Genomic DNA, 17,939 nt, shown 5'->3' with positions numbered 1-17,939 from the left:
GTCCGTCAGTGTTTGTGAAAATGCTGACGGATTTTCTTTTTATGGTTTTATTCTTGTGAAAGAATATTCATATACTCCTCATACGAAATGTATCTGCCACCCATCGATTTCAGGTGCGGAGTCTCGAACTGACAGTCTATCATCAGTCCGCCTCTCTCTTCAAGGAACCATGCCAGATGTATAAGAGCAAGTTTTGAAGCACTTGGAACAAGCGAGAACATACTCTCACCGAAAAAGCATTTCCCCAATGCTACACCATAAAGTCCGCCTACGAGCCTGTCATCCTCCCATACCTCCACACTGGCGGCAAACTGCTGTTCATGCAGTCTGATGTACGCTTCCGTCATTTCCGGGCCTAGCCAAGCGCCTTCTTCATCCTCACGCAGCTTTCCGCAATTGCGTATAACATCCTCAAAAGCTTCGTTAATGCTTATTCTGTACTTGTCTTTGTTTATCAGTGTACGCATGGAGTGCGATACATGTATCTCCGAAGGGAAGATTACGAATCTCTGCATCGGACACCACCATTCTATGACCTGTCTCTTGAAGGCATACCACGGAAAGATACCGTAAGAGTATGCCAGCAGCAGTCTGTCAATTGACAAATCACCGCCTATGGCAAGCAGCCCGTCCGGCTCTCCCAAATGAGGATCCGGAAAGGCAAGTCTTTTACTCAACTTGAATACCATGCCTTATCACTTTTTCAGGGTTATGGCAGGAATATTATTCTCTATGCCGACAAGAGCATGGCCACCGTTCTTCAGCTTGCCGAAAAGCATTTCCTTGACGAACAGTGGTTTCAGGTGATGGCCTATCACTCTGTCCATTTCTCGTGCACCGTATTCCTTGGTTATACTCTTCTTCAGCAACCATTCCTTGGCATCAGTACCTATTTCCATAGTCACCTTGTTAGCTTCAAGTTTCGCGCTGAATTCTCTCAGTTTCTTTTCGAGGATAAGTTGAGCCATGTTACTGTCCATATCGTTGAACACCACAGTGGCTGAGAGTCTGTTCAGGAACTCAGGCTTGAATGTCTTCTTAACCTGTTTCAGCATGGAATCTCCTGCAGTGGCCTGTCCCTTGAATCCAATCGAAGCTTGATGTGCATACTGTGCTCCTGCATTCGATGTCATAATCAGAATCAGATGTCGGCAGTCCGACTTGCGTCCCTTGTTGTCGGTAAGCACGGCATAGTCCATCACCTGCAACAGTATGTTGAATATGTCCGGATGAGCTTTTTCTATTTCGTCAAGCAGCAGAACACAGTTTGGAGTCTTGCGTATGGCATCTGTCAGAAGTCCGCCTTCTTCATAGCCCACATATCCGGCAGGCGAGCCGATAAGTTTCGCCACAGTATGTTTCTCCGAATATTCACTCATATCGAAACGTACCAGACCTATACCAAGTTCGGCAGCAAGGACTTTTGCAATTTCTGTCTTACCCACGCCTGTAGGACCCACAAACAGCAGACTTGCTATAGGCTTGTTGTCATCGTTCAGTCCGGCTTTCGACATCATAACAGCTTCCGTCACTTGAGTGATAGCCTGATCCTGTCCGTAGATAAGCGCTTTCATCTTGGCTGGCAGATGCTCAAGCTCTGTATTATCTTCCTTGGCAGTGATGGATTCTATCTTACACATTCTTGCAAGGATGTCCGAAATGAGTTCTTTTGTAACGATATTTTTATCTTTCCCGTCATTGTGTATTTCTCTGTATGCACCTGCTTCGTCTATCAGGTCGATAGCCTTATCGGGTAGGAACTTATCTTTGATGTATTTGTCACTCATGCTTACGGCATACTCAATCACTCCCTTACGATACTTCACGTTGTGGAAAGTTTCGTATCCCTTTATAAGTCCCTTTATAATCTTGACTGTATCATCAATGCTTGGTTCGAGAATATCTATTTGTTGGAAACGTCTTACCATTCCCTTGCTTCCTGCAAAGTATTTGTTGTACTCCTCGTAAGTGGTTGAACCAATGAATTTTATATTCCCCCCTTCAAGGTATGGTTTAAGCATATTCGATGCGTCCAACGATCCGTCACTGGTTCTTCCGGCACCGATAAGATTGTGGATTTCGTCAATGTAGATGATGGCTTTGCCCTCTTTCTCAGCTCCCAACATAATACCTTTCAGTCGCTTTTCAAACTCACCACGGTACTGTGTTCCGGCTATGATACCGCCAAGGTCAAGTTCATAGATGCGGTAACCTTTCAGTTTCTCCGGCACATTGCCTTTCTCTATCCTTTCTGCAAGACCATATATGAGAGAAGTCTTTCCCACACCCGATTCGCCTATATGCAAAGGATTGTTCTTCTCCTTTCGGCACAGAACGCGGATAGTCTTTTCAAGTTCTTCTTCTCTTCCTATAAGAGGGTTGTGGCTTTCCAGATTGTCGTTTATGCAAGTTACGAAGTTCTTCCATGTCTCGTTCTTCTCATAGCCGTGTTCATGATCAAGAATATCATCGTAGTCATAGCTGTATTCATCAATGAGCATGCTTGTAAATTCGGCAATATCATCTTTCAAGGTATTTTTCAGGATATATGCTGCCCAGGAGTCTGTCAGTTCAAGCATGCCCTGTACCAAGTGTGGAACATCTATCTCGTTGGCTCCTGAGAAGGTGACAATCATATGTGCCTTTATGAAAATCTCTGCCATCTGAGTAGAGTTTTCCGGTTCGTATTGCGTACCTTCTGGCAGAACCTCGAATTTTGTGTTGAGAACTTCCTTTACATTTTTCTCCAGCTTGTTTATGTTGCAAGCCATGTCCTCAAGTGCATATACGAATTCATCCTGTTGTATTAGAGCATACAACAGGTGCTCGGGAGTTACAAATTCATGTCTCCTGAACTTGGCTTCCGTATGTGCGACTTCCAATGCTTTATTTACGTGTTTAGTATATTTCAAGTCCATATTTTCTGTTGTGAATGTTAGGCCTGCTTGTCCTCAGGCAGTACTGTAAGTTTTAGTGGAAATCCTTCTTCACGTGCCATGTCCGTAGCTTTTCTCACCTTAGACAGCGCAATGTCGTAGCTGTAAATGCCCACAACTGCAGAACCGCTTTTGTGAACACTCATCATCAGAACCTCAGCTTCATTTTCCGATTTGAAGAATACTGTAGTCAGAATCTTTACCACGAAATCCATGGTTGTGAAGTCATCGTTATAGATAACTACTTTATAACGTCTCGGCTCTTTCAGGCTGACACGTCCTTTTTCCTTTATGTTTGTCTGTTGTTTTCCCATAATGAGAACAAAAATAATGAAAAAATATGTATTACTCAAGTTTGCAAACTTCAAAAATGATGTTTCTGTGTATGGGGTATGAAATGTTTTTCACGGTAAATAATTCTTGTAAACGGTTTGAGATATTCTGTAAATATAGATTATATTTATATAGATACAACTTATGTTTTTATAAATACAAGTTATATTTATAAAAATCGAGTTTGTATTTATAGAAAATAATTTGACGGAATATTTTTTGTCAGCGTAATTATGGGATGTTCAAAAGGTGTTGGCATCCTGTTTGGTAGAAAGCCAATAAGTTTTAAGAACATTTCATATAAAATACTATGATTAATTGAATAGGTTATATCTGCATTCACTTGGTTAACATAAGATTAAGCTTATCGCCAATTCTGTTATAACTTTCATTGAGTAGGTCTATAAAGTTTGTATATTTAAGAGGATACTTTCCTGCGTATTCCTGATAGAATTTGGATATGGCTTTCATAAGTTCGTCATATCCGATTTCTTTCGCGATGTAGTCTAATACCAAGGGACCTTTTCTGTAAACAATCGTATTGTTGTTATTTTCTACAATATTTACAATTGCCTCGTCTTGTGGAGTCCCTTTGATTTTATTATACTCCGATCTGCACTTTTCAATTTGTGTCATATATGATTCAGAACCATAGAATTGACGGATAAACATTAATGTCATAAACTCATTTAATGACTCCTTGATGAAATAAGCACCAGGCTCACCATCGTTAATAAGGAGAGTCCATTCACCTAACCATCTGTGTCCGATTTCATGTACCAGCGGGTAAATGTCAGGATATGTAGAGAATTTTTCCTGTGAAGCGGAGATGAATCCGATGTTGTATCTGTTGCTGAATCCTTTTCCATTGTGGAACAGATAGGTTGGTAATGCCATTACGTTTCTTTCTTTTGAGATATAATCTTCACCATAAATTCTGCTGAAAAAATCAATGCTTGCTTTTGTCAGCTGAAGCAGTTCTTTGTAACGCTTATCACTGCATTCCATATCCTTTATCTGATAAATGAAGATTTCATTAGGAATAAGTTCCCTGGTCTGTTTATAAGCATCGTTCTGGATGAAAGCCAATGTTAGTGATTGGGATAATATGTTTTGCAGTTTGCCGTTATATTCTTTGGAATGATCAGATTTTAGGGGATAGGAGCATATTAGTGAAATAGAATCAGGTGTTTCAACATTCATAGTAACATCCATATATGTGTTCGGAACATACGGATAGTAGTATTCTCCGAAACTAGTTTCCCAAAGTTCAGCGTTTCCTTCTCCATATATGAAAAATGCTGACAAGTTAGTGTAACTATAATCCATCTTAACTTGTACTGTCTGTGCTTCTTTTTTACAGAAAACAATATTCTTTGATTTCAGATTATATTCATATTCAATCTCTTTGTTGTCAATTCTCAGATTATCTATTGAGAATTCCTGTCCACCACCAAAATTCATTGTAACACTGTCTGCATCCTGGAAATTTAATGAGAAAGAGCATGTTATATGTAGATTACAAGCTTCCTGGTTTATTTTGTTGATATGAAGTTTGTAATCTGTTATCTCATTTGCCATTGATACATGACTAGTTGTTAAAATTATAGTTGTGATGAAAATAATTATTCTTATTCCAAGTATTTTATTTTTCATATTGTGTCAGGCAGCCTATTCCTTTTTGTGGATAATGTTGTTGTTATAAATGCTAAAAGCAAAGTTAGAAAAAGAAATATATAAAACAATTTTTTCAAATGGAATAAAAGGTTGATTGTGGCCCTGGGATTTGTAGAATGGTGAATTTTCTGAAACTAATAGACAGAATTTCTACTTATAATATGTACATTTGAGGGCTTTTTACAAAAATCCTTTATATAAACCCCATTTTATAATTATCATCCAATAATGTATAATAGAAGAATTATAATATGCACCTTGATCTGTATTGTTTTTTCAACATCTGCTTTCAGTCAGACAACAGGAAAAGTGGTAGATACAAACAAACAGCCGGTAGAAGGTGCTACCATCGTCATGCAGCTGCCGGATTCAACCTATTTAGGTGCAGCCATATCTGCAGCCGACGGTACATTCGTGCTTGAACCCGAACCAGAGAATTATCAGCTCATAGTCCAGCATCTGCTTTATCAGACCAGGCAGATTAAGGGACAGGCGCGTGATGCCGGTATTATTACTTTGGAAGCAAAAGACTATAATCTGGAAGAAGTGGTTGTCGAGGGAGAACGTCCGTTCGTTACCGTGGAACAGGGAAAGTTGAATTACGATATTTCGGCAATCTCAGAAAAGCATATCGTAAACAATGCTTACGAGGCTATATGTAAGTTACCTGGTGTACAGGACAGGAACGGTAAACTCTCACTGGTGGGAGCAAAGGATGTAACGGTTATCCTGAATGGAAAAGCAAGTACGCTGACACAGGAGCAGCTGATTGAGATGCTGAAGAATACTTCCGCTTCGCAGGTGCAGGCAGCCGAAGTGATGTATAATACACCTCCCGAATATCATGTGCGCGGGGCTGCCATCAATATTGTAACGGCCAAGGCAGACGACAATACTATCCAGAGTGAACTGTCGGCTAGCTACAGCAACCAGTATTTCAGCAGTTACAGCGGCAATGTAAACTTCCTGATGACGAAGGGCAAGTCATCGCTGAATGTATCTTATAATCCTGGCTATTCGCACATGATGACTGTGATGGATTTCGCATCACAGCATACCTATGACGGAAAAGTATATGACATCACGCAGACACAGAAAATCAATACAAAGGGCTGGAAGCATAACATCTATGCTGAATACGGTTATCAGATAAACGAGGATAACGAGTTGAACGTAGGTTACAACGGTGCCCTTTCCGATAATGGTAAAGGTACGATTGATGTAAACGGAAACTTCCAGAACAGTCACAATGACAAGTTGCAGGACAGCCGTCTGCACAATGTCTTTGCCCGCTATTCTTCGGGATTCGGACTTGATTTTGGTGTGGATTATACGGACTACACCATGAATGACAAGAATCGTCTTGAAAGTGAACTGACAGACAATACACGTCAGCTGCTTGATTATACTTCGGACCAGAAAATCCGTAAGTTCTCTGTATATGCCGACCAGAGTCACGCTCTCGCCAATGACTGGACTTTGAAATACGGTGTCCGTTATGATTATACGGACAACAAGAACTTTCAGTTCTTCAATCAGACTGAAGGAAAGGATGATGTGGGCAATTCCTCTTCCCGCCTTTATGAGCAGATTACCAACTTTTATGGAGGTTTCGACAAGGAGTTTGAAAACGGACTGTCGCTTTCTCTCTCGGCAACCGGTGAGTATTACTCCATCGGTGACTATCATAAATGGGCGGTCTATCCGCAGGCCAGTCTGACCTATTCGCCGTCGGAGAAACATACGTTCATGCTGGGTGTATCGTCAGAAAAGGATTATCCAACTTATTGGGATATGCAGACCAGTACCACTTACATGAATGCCTACGAAGAGGTTCAGACCATCGAGGGACTTCGTCCTGCCAATGTCTATAGTGTAAATGCCAATTATCTTTTCTTGCAGCAGTATATGTTGTCACTGTTCTATGAGCGTACCAACGATTATTTCACGATGGATATGTATCAGGCGAAAGACCGTCTGGCACTCGTGTACCGCACGCAGAACTGGAACTATTACCAGTCCTTCGGTATGAGCGCCAATATTCCGTTCAATATCGGCGAGTGGCTGTCTTCTCAGGTAAACGCTACGGTGGTCAATGACCGTAATCGTTGCGACAACTTCTGGGATATTCCTTTTGACCGCAAGAAATGGGCCTGTATGCTTGCCATGCAGAATCATTTCTCGGTAGGTTCCAATGTGGGCTTTGATTTGGATGCGATGTACCGTTCAAGCATGATTTCCGGTATCAGCGATACAAAGTCGGTATTTACGGTCAATGTAGGGGCACAGTGGAACTTCCTGAAGGATAAGGCAACGCTGAGCCTGACATGTTCTGACCTGTTCGATACTATGCGAATGAAGGTGAGAAACCGCTATTCAGGGCAACACATCGACTTGAATATGGGACAATATAGCCGTACTGTTTCTGTAAAATTTGTTTACCGTTTTGGCGGCAGCATCAGTAAGGAAAAGAAGGAAGTGGATTCATCACGCTTTGGAAGATAATACGCTTATCCTTATGAATTCTAAAGTTTGATTAATGAAAAAAACGTTTTTAGATATAATAGGCAGTGTGTTTATATTGCCTGTTTACAGTCAGCACTATATTAAAGGAACAATCATAGATTCGGAAAATGCGATGATGCCGATGGTAAATGTCGCTTTTCTGAATCAGGCAGATAGCACACTTGTCACCGGTGCGGTATCTGACTCATGCGGAGTGTATAATACATCTGTCAATAAGGGTGAATATATCATCCGTTATTCTTATCTGGGCTATGAGACATTGTATGAGAATATACAGGTCAATACAGATATCACACTGCCGGTAGTTAAAATGGAACTGTCACAGAACGAGCTTGAAGGTGTGGAGGTAACAGCATATAGGAAACCCTTCAAGCTGGATAAGGAAGGAATTACAGCTGATATACCGAATACGATTCTTGCCAAACAAACCACACTGGATGATTTGCTTTGCAAGATACCCGGCATACAGAAACGTGGTGAAGACATTGAGGTGATAGGCAGAGGTCTTCCTACCTATTACATCAACGGCCGTGAAGTTACAGACCGTACAGAACTGGACAATCTGGCTATTGACCAGATTCAGTCTGTCAGGCTGGTGACGAATACGGGTGTGCGTTATCATTCGGAGCAGCGTGCGGTGATTGAAATCAAGACCAAACGCCTGGGCGAAGGACTCGCCTTTAATGTCAGTGGTAATCTGCTGCAGGGAAATCATCTCAGTCAGAATTACCGGATGAACGGAAGTTATAACTACAAGAACTGGGACTTCTTTCTCTCTTATAATTATGAACGTGGAAAGAAGGATTCGGATCTTGACATTTATCAGCAGACTCAAAGTGATACTATCTGGAATCTGACTAATTTGAATCAAAGGCAAATATTCAATGAAAGTCATTCCTATACTGGAGGAGTGTCTTATCATTTTTCTCCAGAATCGGAAATCGGTCTGAAATATGAAGGTAAATACAGCGAAGGTAATACGTTCTCAAACGATACGCTTTCCATGATACCGGACAAAGGAACTTCAACCTTTATCAGGAATCTCAGCGATGTGGCCGACAAGTCTGTCAGCAACCATCTGAATCTATATTATACAAACGACTGGAAGAATGGCTGGAAGATAAATGCATTCGGTGATTATCTACATAAGACAGACCGTAACCGTGGCAATATCCGTGAATGGGAAAGCGACGGTGTTGAAACATCTATGGACTATTACCGTAAGGCGGACTGGGATTTGTTTGCTGCCAAATTAAACTTGTCGTATGAAACTGAAAAAGCCGGAACTTTCAGCTTCGGTTATGACTTCAGCCATACAACCGGAACAGACTATATAGAATATGTCCGTGCATTGAGTAATGGTAGTACAAGTAATACGGAAATGAAGAACTCTCTCTATCTGTCGTATGATTACACATGGAATAACCTGTCAGTAGGAGCCGGCTTGCGTTACGAGCACATCCGAAGCAATTTGAAGGAAAACAGCAGCAACAAGAGCCAGAACCAGACATATCATAACTTCCTGCCGTCTGTTTCGTTAAGCTACAATACCGAGAGCCTGCAACAGTCTCTTTCATTTTCCGTTCATACGGAACGCCCGCCTTTTGGCGTCATGAACGACAATGCTGTTTATACAGACCGGTTTACCTATCAGAAAGGAAATCTTTATCTGAGACAGGCTTTGACTCATGACCTGAACTATATGCTGTTTTATAAGTTCCTGTTCCTTAACCTGAATTATACCAATACACAGAATCCGCTGATAACAGCGTTCTACAGTATGCCGGGTAATTCAGCGGTTACTGTCAGCTACATGGATAATTTTGACAGAATGCACAATCTGACGGGTATGGTTAACGTACAATATCCGGTGAAGTGGTGGCTGCCCTCACTTACACTTACCTGTCTGAAAACATTCTTCAGTTATCCCGGTCCTGATGGAAGCGTATTGAAATCCGGTCGCCCATTGATGATACTGAATTTCAATAACAGTTTCACACTTCCTGCCGGATTCCTGTTGTCCGCCGATTTTAATTACGGCACCAGAGGATATTATCAGCTCTACGAATCGAAGAGTTATTCATCCCTTAATTTGAGCCTGAAGAAATCATTCCTGAACGACAGGCTTCAACTTTCTCTTGATGGATATGATATTTTCAACAAGAACAAGGTACGAAGTGGAGCCCGTCTGAATGATATTATCATGAACAGCATCAGTAAGGAAGATACTCGGAAAATCGGTATTACTGTTACTTACAGATTCCGCACTGAACGTACAATGAATAACCGTAGTGCGGCTGAAAATGAAATGTCACGACTGAATATGGATAGTCAGTAATGGCAGGCTTATCAAGTTTATGGTTTAATGGATTTAATGAGTTTGATGAGGTAATGTACATTCATTTTTTTGTTTCATACGTCATAAAAAACGTGGGCAAGTTTTAAGTCAAATTTGCCCACGTTTTTTTATAGGCTTTGTGAGGCCTTTTATTAAGGATATAATTACATGTTGGAGTATTAAAAAACTCTAATTTCTTTTGAAAGTAAAATTAAATCCATATATTTGTGATATCAAAATAATATCACTTAATCTTATAATTATGGACACGAGAGAATTAGTTTACAAAGGTTTTAAGATGAATGGCTTTTTAGCCTTGTTTTTACATTTGGTAGTGCTTACAGGAGCTGCAGTTGCTTGCTTCCTTTCAGGATTTATAGCTTTGTATATAGTAGGTGCATTGTGTATTTTGGCATGGTTGATATTTTGGAGCGGATATATGCAGTTGGAACCTAATGAGGCCAGAGTGATGGTCTTCTTTGGAAAGTATAAAGGTACATTCAAAGAAACTGGATTCTTTTGGGTAAATCCTTTTATGGATAAGAAGAAACTTTCTTTACGTGCGAGAAACCTGGATGTGGAGCCTATAAAGGTGAATGACAAAATTGGTAATCCTGTATTGATAGGTCTTGTACTTGTTTGGAAGGTGAAGGATACTTACAAGGCTATGTTTGAAATTGATTCTCAGACAATAGCTAATACTTCGACAGCTAATGGTAAAGAGGTCACAGTTGGAAGTACGGTGGGCAGCCGCATGAACGCTTTTGAGAACTTTGTACGCATACAGAGTGATGCTGCTTTGCGTCAGGTGGCTGGACAGTATGCATATGATAATAATGAGTCGGAAGCTGATGAGTTGACTTTGCGTTCCGGTGGTGAAGAAATAAATGAACAGTTGGAGCAGAAACTGAATGAACGTCTGGCTATGGCGGGAATTGAAATTTTAGAGGCAAGGATAAACTATCTGGCATACGCTCCTGAAATCGCGGCTGTTATGTTGCGCCGCCAGCAGGCTTCTGCAATCATCAGTGCGAGGGAAAAAATCGTTGAAGGTGCGGTTTCGATGGTTAAAATGGCTCTTGACAAACTTTCAGATGAAGAAATTGTTGAACTTGACGAAGAACGTAAAGCTGCAATGGTAAGCAATCTGCTGGTTGTCCTTTGTGCTGATGAGGCTGCACAACCTGTGGTTAATACTGGTACATTGCATCATTGATAGATTTGTTTTTCTTTGAATTATATTTACAGTGCTATGTTTAGGATGAAGTTTTTTTGATAGGAGAAAGGGATATTATTGTTCTACAAGAGTATCCTCTTTCATACCGATGCTGTTGAGTATAGTAATGACTTTGGTTATTTCGGTTAATGGCTTTGTAAAATTTTTTATACAATCTGTAGAACCGGTTGAAGACGAGATATTGGTTTATGGATTATTACTCTCGCTTTTAGTCCTTTCTATATTGTATTATGCTTATAGATATTTCAAGCCGGTAAAAGAATTCAAATATATTGTCTTGAATAACTTTACAGACCGATTGTACATTAAGAATAGAGTGGTGTGTGCTTTATATCTCTTCGCTTTCTATACTTTAATGATAGTATTGATTCTTTGTGTTTCTTACTATTTTAAATGTGGAGTAACAGGACTTATGGATATGATATTGCGTCTGGTGGCAATTTCAATTCTATTTGGCGCATTTCTATCACTTAATGTATTCAATAATTACTATTCATATTATTCAGGTAAACTGGAATAAACAATATTATGGCCAAAAAAGAAAGTTCAATAAAGAGTTTTGTGCTTCGTGTGGATTCTGAAACTATGGAAGCCATTGAACAATGGGCTGCGGATGAATTCCGCAGCACCAACGGTCAGCTTCAGTGGATAATCAACGAGGCTTTGCGAAAAAGTGGCCGATTGAAGAAAACACGAAAAGAAAGGGTGACAGACGATGAAAAAGATTAGGATACGTTTCTTTAATATAAACCTTGGGCCATATTCTGTTCAGGGGCAGGATATAAATATCAAATATCATCCTTCCTTGATAGACCGGGTGTTTGAGGTGATTTCGGCACTTATGGTAATAGCGGGATGTGTATATTTTGTGGTAAATAGTGGATTTGAAAACAATAATATGCTGACAGGTTTCCTGGTAAATCTTATTGTTTGTCTGCTGGTATTTACATGTCCCTACACTCCGGTGGAATATATACGTTTCCCGGTGAGAATATCGCGGCAGAATATTGTAAAGCAATATATAATGGCGCTCCGGTTGATGAGGGTTGTAAATATTTTTATCAGCCTGATGCTTGTTTTCAATGCATTGTCCATTACTTTCCCTTGGGCAAATCCTGCTATAGGAATATCTGTAACGGCAATGTTGCTTTCAATAATGGTCTATTATATTTTTGCTATCAGGAACAAATAATTAAAACATAAGTGCTATATTTGAAGAAATTATAAATTCTACGACAATGATAACATTTCCAAATGCCAAAATAAATCTGGGCTTGAATATAGTCGAGAAACGCCCGGACGGATATCATAATCTTGAGACAGTGTTTTTCCCTATCAATCTTCAGGATGCCCTTGAAGTAAAACCTTTGGAAGAGGAGGGTAAGGACTATAAAATCAGTATGAAAGGTAATGTTCTTGACTGCAATCCGGATGATAACCTTGTGGCTAAGGCTTATAAACTTCTGAAGCAGAACTTCGATCTCGCTCCTGTAGATATTCATCTGTTCAAGCATATACCGAGTGGGGCAGGTCTTGGAGGCGGTTCTTCTGACTGTGCCTTTATGATTAAGATGCTCAATCAGAAGTTTGCTTTGGGGCTGAGTCTGGAGAAGATGGAAGAATATGCTGCAAAGCTTGGGGCTGACTGTGCTTTCTTTGTGCGCAATGAGCCTGTATTTGCAACTGGAATAGGTAATATCTTTGAACCTGTCAAACTTTCGTTGGCAGATTATTATATAGTATTGGTAAAGCCTGATATTTTCGTATCAACACGTGACGCTTTTTCGAAAATCAAGCCTCACAGGCCGGAACTTTCCCTTAAAGAGATTGTAAAGATGCCTGTGGAGAAGTGGAAAGACGTGATGGTAAACGATTTTGAGGACAGTGTTTTCGCACTGTATCCTGAGATTGCTGCCATTAAGGATAAGATGTACGATCTGGGTGCAGTATATGCTTCCATGTCCGGATCAGGCTCTTCTGTATATGGACTTTTCCGTCAGCCTATAGAAAATGTGGATGAGAAGTTTGCCGGATGTTTCTGTCGTCAGAGAGAAATGTTCTAAACTTTAATATGTAAAACTGAAATTCTACAATGAAAAGAACTCTTCTATTTGCGTTGCTTATGTCTGCTGCATCTGTGTCATACTCACAGGTGATAAACGGTACATGGAAAGGTTTGTTGACTGCGGCAAACCAGAAATTGGAAATCGTTTTTCATTTTCATAATGAAGAAGGAGGTAAGCAGTCGTGCAAGATGGATGTTCCGGCGCAAAGTGCTGTCGGTATTCCTGTAAATCTTCAGATTTTGACAGAAGATTCCGTCTCGTTGAGCGTGGCTGCTATAAACATGACTTATAATGGAAAGCTTATCGATGGGGCGATTAAAGGAAAATTCAATCAGTTCGGTATGTCCTTCCCGCTTGAACTTAGACCTGGAGATGTAAATATGCCGAACAGACCTCAGGAACCTACAGTGACGTATATCTATGGTACTGAGGAAGTTACTTTCAGTAATGTGAATGCTAATGCAAAATTGTCAGGAACGCTGACATATCCCGTAGGCTACAATCCGAATAAAAAAGTACCGGTGGTGTTAATGGTTACCGGAAGTGGCTCACAGAACCGCGATGAAGAGGTCTTTGGACATAAACCGTTTCTCGTGATAGCTGATTATCTGGCCAAATGCGGTATAGCGTCTTTGCGATACGATGACAGGGGAACAGGAAAGTCAGTTGGTGGCGATGTCACGAGTGCTACTTCCGAAGATTTTGCCGAGGATGCGGATTGCGGTTTGCAATGGCTTAGGAAAAGTGGAAAATTCGGAAAGATCGGTGTCCTTGGTCATAGTGAAGGCGGAATGATAGCTTTTATGCTTGCAGCAGATAAGAAACCGGATTTCATTGTAAGTATGGCTGGTCCGGGAATTAAAGGCGATACTCTGCTGGCCGAACAGCAGAATGCTTTATTGAAGTTAAAGGGAATACCGGCTAATGTCAGTGTAAATACTATAAGAAAGGAAATGTCTGTGCAGTCACAGAAACCATGGTTGCAGTTCTTTGTTGATTACAATCCTGAAAGTGATTTGAAGCTGATAACAATACCCGTAATGGCAATAAACGGTAGCAATGACGCACAGGTTATTTCGGAAAGTAATTTGGGTAATATCAGACGGCTTTTGAATGATAAGAACCCCAAGAACCTTATAAAGGAATATCCGGGACTTAATCACCTGTTTCAACATTGTAAACCTGAGACTGCGGTAGATTACTATAATATAGAAGAAACCTGCTCCGAAGAAGTTTTGAAGGATATTGCCAATTGGATTAATAATTTATAATTCACCATTTGTTTGAATCTGGAGGATAGATAGAAGTGATTCATTTTTTCAAACAGAATATTGAGGAAATTTCTCTACCCGAGAAATTTACATTCCCTTTTCATTATACACCTCATCCGCTGACACGAATAGCAGCGGATGAGGTTCGGTCTTATTTATCCACTCGACTTGACTGGCAGGATGAAATCGGCAAAGGCAAGATGTTTGGTGTACTGATAGTAAGGACATCAGATGGCGGTATCGGTTATCTGGCTGCCTTTTCCGGAAATCTGGCCGGTAGTAATATGCATGATTTCTTTGTTCCTCCTGTGTATGACCTTCTTAATCCTGACGGTTATTTCAGGAAAGAAGAATCGGAAATCTCGGCTTTGAACAGACGTATCAGCGATATATCCAAAAGTGATTCTTATCTCATGGCGAAAAAAGAACAAGAGGAGATAAAGATTCAAGCATCTTCTTCTTTAGCGTCTGCCAAGGAGAAACTGAAGAGGAGCAAAAAGGAGAGGGATGAAAAACGTGCTAATGGCAACCTTTCGCCTGAAGAACTTGATGCCCTGGTTCGTGAGAGCCAGTTTCAAAAGGCCGAATATAAGAGACTGGAGAATTCGTGGAAAGAAAGGCTGAATGAGGTAGAGCAGAAAGTGAAAGCTTTTGATACTGAGATATTACAGTTGAAACAAGAGAGAAAAACTCGTTCGGCTGCATTGCAGTTATGGCTTTTCAAGCAATTTGATATGTTTAATGCAAAGGGTGAGCGTAAAGACCTGTGTGAGATATTCAAAGATACTCCTCAAGGATTACCGCCGGCAGGAGCAGGGGAGTGCGCTTTGCCTAAACTTTTGCAGTATGCTTATCTGTATGGCCTGCAGCCGTTGGCTATGGGTGAATTCTGGTGCGGAATGTCGCCCAAGGATGAGATTCGTCACGACGGCTATTTTTATCCTTCATGCAAAGGTAAATGCGAACCTATACTGAAACATATGCTCGTAGGGCTTGATGTGGAGCCTAATCCATTGGCAGAGGATTTGTTTAAGGATACTCCGCTTAAGATTTTGTATGAGGATGAATGGATAGTAGCTGTTGAGAAGCCGTCGGGCATGCTTTCTGTTCCGGGAAAAAATGATCTGGACTCTGTACAGCAGAGATTAAGACTTATGTATCCTGATGCTACCGGTCCTTTGGTGGTTCATCGCCTTGATATGGCAACGTCAGGGATACTTCTCGCTGCCAAGGACAAGGATGTGCATGCCCGGTTGCAGTCTCAGTTCGAGACAAGGAGTATCTCAAAGGAATACATAGCCATATTGGATGGCGTTCCGTCGCAGGAATTTGGTATCATAGATTTGCCTATATGCCTGAATCCCCTTGACAGACCGCGACAGATGGTTGATTTTGAGAATGGCAAGCTGGCAATAACTGAATATAAGGTGGAATGTATAAAGGATGGACGGGCGAAAGTCGTCTTTAAGCCTCATACCGGTCGGACTCATCAGTTGCGTGTACATTCGGCTCATGTCTCAGGCCTCGGATGTCCTATATCGGGAGATGAACTTTATGGTAATCCCGATTCGGCTTCACGTTTGTGTCTTCATGCATCAAGACTCGTATTCAGACATCCGGTGTCGGATAAGGAGATAGAGATAGTTTCTCCGTGTCCGTTTACGTTGTAATAATTAAAATTGATAATATATGGATTTTTTAGATTTAGTAAAGAAACGTCAGAGTGACAGAAAGTATAAGAACACTCCGGTAGATAGAGAAAAGATTGTCAAATGCCTTGAAGCTGCAAGACTAGCTCCGTCGGCATGCAACAGTCAGCCATGGAAGTTTGTTGTGGTGGACGATCCGCAATTGCTTCCGGAGATGGCATCGGCTGCGGCAGGTATGGGAATGAACAAGTTTGCAGTGCAAAGTCCAGTAATTGTGGCTGTAGTGTTGGAGAAAATGAATTTTACGGCACGTATAGGTAGCGTAATTAAGGATAAGGAGTATTCTCTTCTTGACGTAGGTATTGCGGTAGAGAATTTCTGTCTTCAGGCTGCAGAACTTGGTCTGGGAACATGTATCCTTGGATGGTTCGATGAAAAGAAAGTGAAGAAGTTGCTAGGTATAGGTAGCAAGAGAGTTCCGCTTCTGATTACATTGGGTTATCCTGATGGTGAGACGAGAAATAAAATCAGAAAAGACATTAACACTATGAGCAGTTGGAACAAGTATGAATAAGCAGAAGAAAATAATATTGGCTCTGGTAGCTGTAGCCGTGGTACTTGTGGCTGTACTGACAGTAAACAATTATCGTTCTATAGAAACCGAAGAGCAGTCGCTTGATGAAGTGGAGGTGACTGACTCTGCCGAGGTGGAAGAAATTACTTACAAATATGGTATCCCGGTTGATAAATACAATGTGAAGTATGGTATAGTGAAGCCTAACCAGAATTTGTCTTTTATATTGTCTGATCATGGATTGAGTTCTCAGAATATTCATGATCTGAATCTTAAGACGGAAGGTGTATTCGATGTAAGGAAGATACGTAGCGGAAGGGCCTATGCAATGTTTACTTCGAAGGACAGCCTTGCCACTCCAAAGTTTTTTGTTTATGAGGAAGATCCGAAATCGTATGTAGTTTTCGACCTTAGGGGAGAATATAAGGTTACACGCGGTCAGAACCCTGTAGAGTGGAGAACTAAAGAGGCAAAGGGGAAAATCAATTCTTCATTGTGGGTAGCCATGCAGGATTGTAATACTTCGCCGCAGCTTGCTATAGTTCTCTCGCATATATTCGGATGGACTATCGACTTCTTCGGACTTCAGAAGGAAGATGAATTCCGTGTGATATACGAACAGGAATATGTCGATGGAAATGCGTTGCAGAACTTTCATGTGCTTGCGGCATCTTTCCGTGCTTCGGACAGTACATATTATGCTATTCCGTTCACTCAGGATGGTGAGGAACTTTATTATAATGAGAAAGGAAACAGTCTTGAAGGAGCATTTCTGAAAGCTCCGCTTGATTTCTACCGTATTTCGTCGCGTTTTACCAATAGCCGTTATCATCCGGTGCTGAAGCGTTATCGTGCGCATCATGGTGTGGACTATGCAGCTCCTACGGGAACTCCGGTGTATGCCATCGGTAACGGAAAGGTTATAGCAAAAGGTTATCAGGCCGGGGGAGGAGGTAATTACGTCAAGATTAAGCATAACAGTGTTTATGTCACTACATATATGCATCTGTCACGTTTTGCTAAAGGCTTGAAAGTCGGTTCTTCAGTCAAGCAGAAAGAAGTGATAGGCTATGTAGGTTCCACCGGACTTTCTACCGGACCGCATCTTGATTTCCGTGTATTCGAGAACGGAAAGCCTATAAATCCGCTCACAATCAAGTCGCAACCTAAGAAACCTGTAAGTCAGCAGAATATGGCTGCTTATACAGTTCTTCGCGACTCATTGATGAACAGACTTCAGGGAATGTAAGATATTTTTATTGAGCTGAAAATATAAAAGAGCCATATCAATCCTCTTATTGAAAAGAGATTATGATATGGCTCTTATTATTT

Annotated in this window: 15 protein-coding genes; 11 read left to right on the top strand and 4 right to left on the bottom strand. The window is 40.9% G+C overall.

Annotated elements, in window-relative coordinates; genetic code table 11:
- Window positions 1–47 precede the first annotated feature (47 nt).
- The 4 genes from aat to H6A61_RS00835 all read right to left on the bottom strand — a co-directional run bounded on the left by aat (window position 48) and on the right by H6A61_RS00835 (window position 4,850).
- Window positions 48–689, bottom strand: a complete 642-nt coding sequence (gene aat, locus H6A61_RS00850) for a leucyl/phenylalanyl-tRNA--protein transferase (RefSeq protein ID WP_204390400.1) — start codon at window positions 687–689, stop codon at window positions 48–50.
- Window positions 690–695: 6 nt separating this feature from the next.
- The gene (locus H6A61_RS00845) at window positions 696–2,918 is read right to left on the bottom strand and encodes an AAA family ATPase (protein ID WP_204390399.1); all 2,223 of its coding nucleotides are present in this window, start codon (window positions 2,916–2,918) and stop codon (window positions 696–698) included.
- A gap of 17 nt (window positions 2,919–2,935) precedes the next feature.
- The gene (locus H6A61_RS00840; RefSeq protein WP_154042845.1) at window positions 2,936–3,250 is read right to left on the bottom strand and encodes an ATP-dependent Clp protease adaptor ClpS; all 315 of its coding nucleotides are present in this window, start codon (window positions 3,248–3,250) and stop codon (window positions 2,936–2,938) included.
- A 358-nt stretch (window positions 3,251–3,608) separates the two neighbouring features.
- On the bottom strand, window positions 3,609–4,850 hold the full coding sequence (locus H6A61_RS00835) for a M1 family aminopeptidase (protein ID WP_204390398.1): 1,242 nt from the start codon (window positions 4,848–4,850) through the stop codon (window positions 3,609–3,611).
- A gap of 324 nt (window positions 4,851–5,174) precedes the next feature.
- Here H6A61_RS00835 and H6A61_RS00830 point away from each other — a divergent pair, with 324 nt between their 5' ends.
- The 11 genes from H6A61_RS00830 (at window position 5,175) to H6A61_RS00780 (ending at window position 17,856) form a co-directional block, all read left to right on the top strand.
- Entirely contained in the window at window positions 5,175–7,451 is a 2,277-nt protein-coding gene (locus H6A61_RS00830; RefSeq protein WP_204390397.1) for an outer membrane beta-barrel family protein, read from the top strand.
- Window positions 7,452–7,485: 34 nt separating this feature from the next.
- Window positions 7,486–9,810: a TonB-dependent receptor family protein gene (locus tag H6A61_RS00825; RefSeq protein ID WP_204390396.1), complete on the top strand. Its 2,325-nt coding sequence runs from the start codon at window positions 7,486–7,488 to the stop codon at window positions 9,808–9,810.
- Between the two features lie 262 nt (window positions 9,811–10,072).
- Window positions 10,073–11,026, top strand: a complete 954-nt coding sequence (locus H6A61_RS00820) for an SPFH domain-containing protein (protein ID WP_204390395.1) — start codon at window positions 10,073–10,075, stop codon at window positions 11,024–11,026.
- Window positions 11,027–11,141: 115 nt separating this feature from the next.
- The gene (locus H6A61_RS00815; RefSeq protein WP_204390394.1) at window positions 11,142–11,567 is read left to right on the top strand and encodes a hypothetical protein; all 426 of its coding nucleotides are present in this window, start codon (window positions 11,142–11,144) and stop codon (window positions 11,565–11,567) included.
- Window positions 11,568–11,575: 8 nt separating this feature from the next.
- On the top strand, window positions 11,576–11,776 hold the full coding sequence (locus tag H6A61_RS00810; RefSeq protein ID WP_154042841.1) for an Arc family DNA-binding protein: 201 nt from the start codon (window positions 11,576–11,578) through the stop codon (window positions 11,774–11,776).
- Entirely contained in the window at window positions 11,763–12,239 is a 477-nt protein-coding gene (locus tag H6A61_RS00805; protein WP_204390393.1) for a hypothetical protein, read from the top strand. Before H6A61_RS00810 ends, H6A61_RS00805 begins: the two co-directional genes overlap by 14 nt.
- Window positions 12,240–12,285: 46 nt before the next feature.
- Window positions 12,286–13,110: a 4-(cytidine 5'-diphospho)-2-C-methyl-D-erythritol kinase gene (ispE, locus tag H6A61_RS00800; RefSeq protein ID WP_204390392.1), complete on the top strand. Its 825-nt coding sequence runs from the start codon at window positions 12,286–12,288 to the stop codon at window positions 13,108–13,110.
- Window positions 13,111–13,139: 29 nt separating this feature from the next.
- Window positions 13,140–14,384 (top strand): alpha/beta hydrolase, encoded by a 1,245-nt coding sequence (locus H6A61_RS00795; RefSeq protein ID WP_204390391.1) that lies wholly within the window; start codon window positions 13,140–13,142, stop codon window positions 14,382–14,384.
- Window positions 14,385–14,419: 35 nt separating this feature from the next.
- Window positions 14,420–16,054 (top strand): pseudouridine synthase, encoded by a 1,635-nt coding sequence (locus H6A61_RS00790; protein ID WP_204390390.1) that lies wholly within the window; start codon window positions 14,420–14,422, stop codon window positions 16,052–16,054.
- Window positions 16,055–16,073: 19 nt separating this feature from the next.
- The gene (locus tag H6A61_RS00785; protein WP_204390389.1) at window positions 16,074–16,607 is read left to right on the top strand and encodes a nitroreductase family protein; all 534 of its coding nucleotides are present in this window, start codon (window positions 16,074–16,076) and stop codon (window positions 16,605–16,607) included.
- The gene (locus tag H6A61_RS00780; protein ID WP_154042835.1) at window positions 16,600–17,856 is read left to right on the top strand and encodes a peptidoglycan DD-metalloendopeptidase family protein; all 1,257 of its coding nucleotides are present in this window, start codon (window positions 16,600–16,602) and stop codon (window positions 17,854–17,856) included. Before H6A61_RS00785 ends, H6A61_RS00780 begins: the two co-directional genes overlap by 8 nt.
- Window positions 17,857–17,939: the final 83 nt, after the last annotated feature.

The sequence above is a fragment of the Bacteroides caecigallinarum genome (assembly GCF_016901995.1).
Taxonomy (GTDB): Bacteria; Bacteroidota; Bacteroidia; order Bacteroidales; family Bacteroidaceae; genus Phocaeicola; species Phocaeicola cellulolyticus.
The sequence above is the reverse complement of the archived record's forward strand: the minus strand, read 5'-3'. Positions and strand labels throughout refer to the sequence as shown.

Bases quoted from the DNA above. Each gene is read 5' to 3' on its own strand.
- H6A61_RS00780 (WP_154042835.1), top strand. From the start codon at position 16,600: ATGAATAAGCAGAAGAAAATAATATTGGCTCTGGTAGCTGTAGCCGTG.
- H6A61_RS00825 (WP_204390396.1), top strand. From the start codon at position 7,486: ATGAAAAAAACGTTTTTAGATATAATAGGCAGTGTGTTTATATTGCCT.
- H6A61_RS00835 (WP_204390398.1), bottom strand. From the start codon at position 4,850: ATGGCAAATGAGATAACAGATTACAAACTTCATATCAACAAAATAAAC.
- H6A61_RS00840 (WP_154042845.1), bottom strand. From the start codon at position 3,250: ATGGGAAAACAACAGACAAACATAAAGGAAAAAGGACGTGTCAGCCTG.
- H6A61_RS00795 (WP_204390391.1), top strand. From the start codon at position 13,140: ATGAAAAGAACTCTTCTATTTGCGTTGCTTATGTCTGCTGCATCTGTG.
- H6A61_RS00805 (WP_204390393.1), top strand. From the start codon at position 11,763: ATGAAAAAGATTAGGATACGTTTCTTTAATATAAACCTTGGGCCATAT.
- H6A61_RS00820 (WP_204390395.1), top strand. From the start codon at position 10,073: ATGGACACGAGAGAATTAGTTTACAAAGGTTTTAAGATGAATGGCTTT.
- H6A61_RS00845 (WP_204390399.1), bottom strand. From the start codon at position 2,918: ATGGACTTGAAATATACTAAACACGTAAATAAAGCATTGGAAGTCGCA.
- H6A61_RS00830 (WP_204390397.1), top strand. From the start codon at position 5,175: ATGTATAATAGAAGAATTATAATATGCACCTTGATCTGTATTGTTTTT.
- ispE (WP_204390392.1), top strand. From the start codon at position 12,286: ATGATAACATTTCCAAATGCCAAAATAAATCTGGGCTTGAATATAGTC.
- H6A61_RS00785 (WP_204390389.1), top strand. From the start codon at position 16,074: ATGGATTTTTTAGATTTAGTAAAGAAACGTCAGAGTGACAGAAAGTAT.
- H6A61_RS00810 (WP_154042841.1), top strand. From the start codon at position 11,576: ATGGCCAAAAAAGAAAGTTCAATAAAGAGTTTTGTGCTTCGTGTGGAT.
- aat (WP_204390400.1), bottom strand. From the start codon at position 689: ATGGTATTCAAGTTGAGTAAAAGACTTGCCTTTCCGGATCCTCATTTG.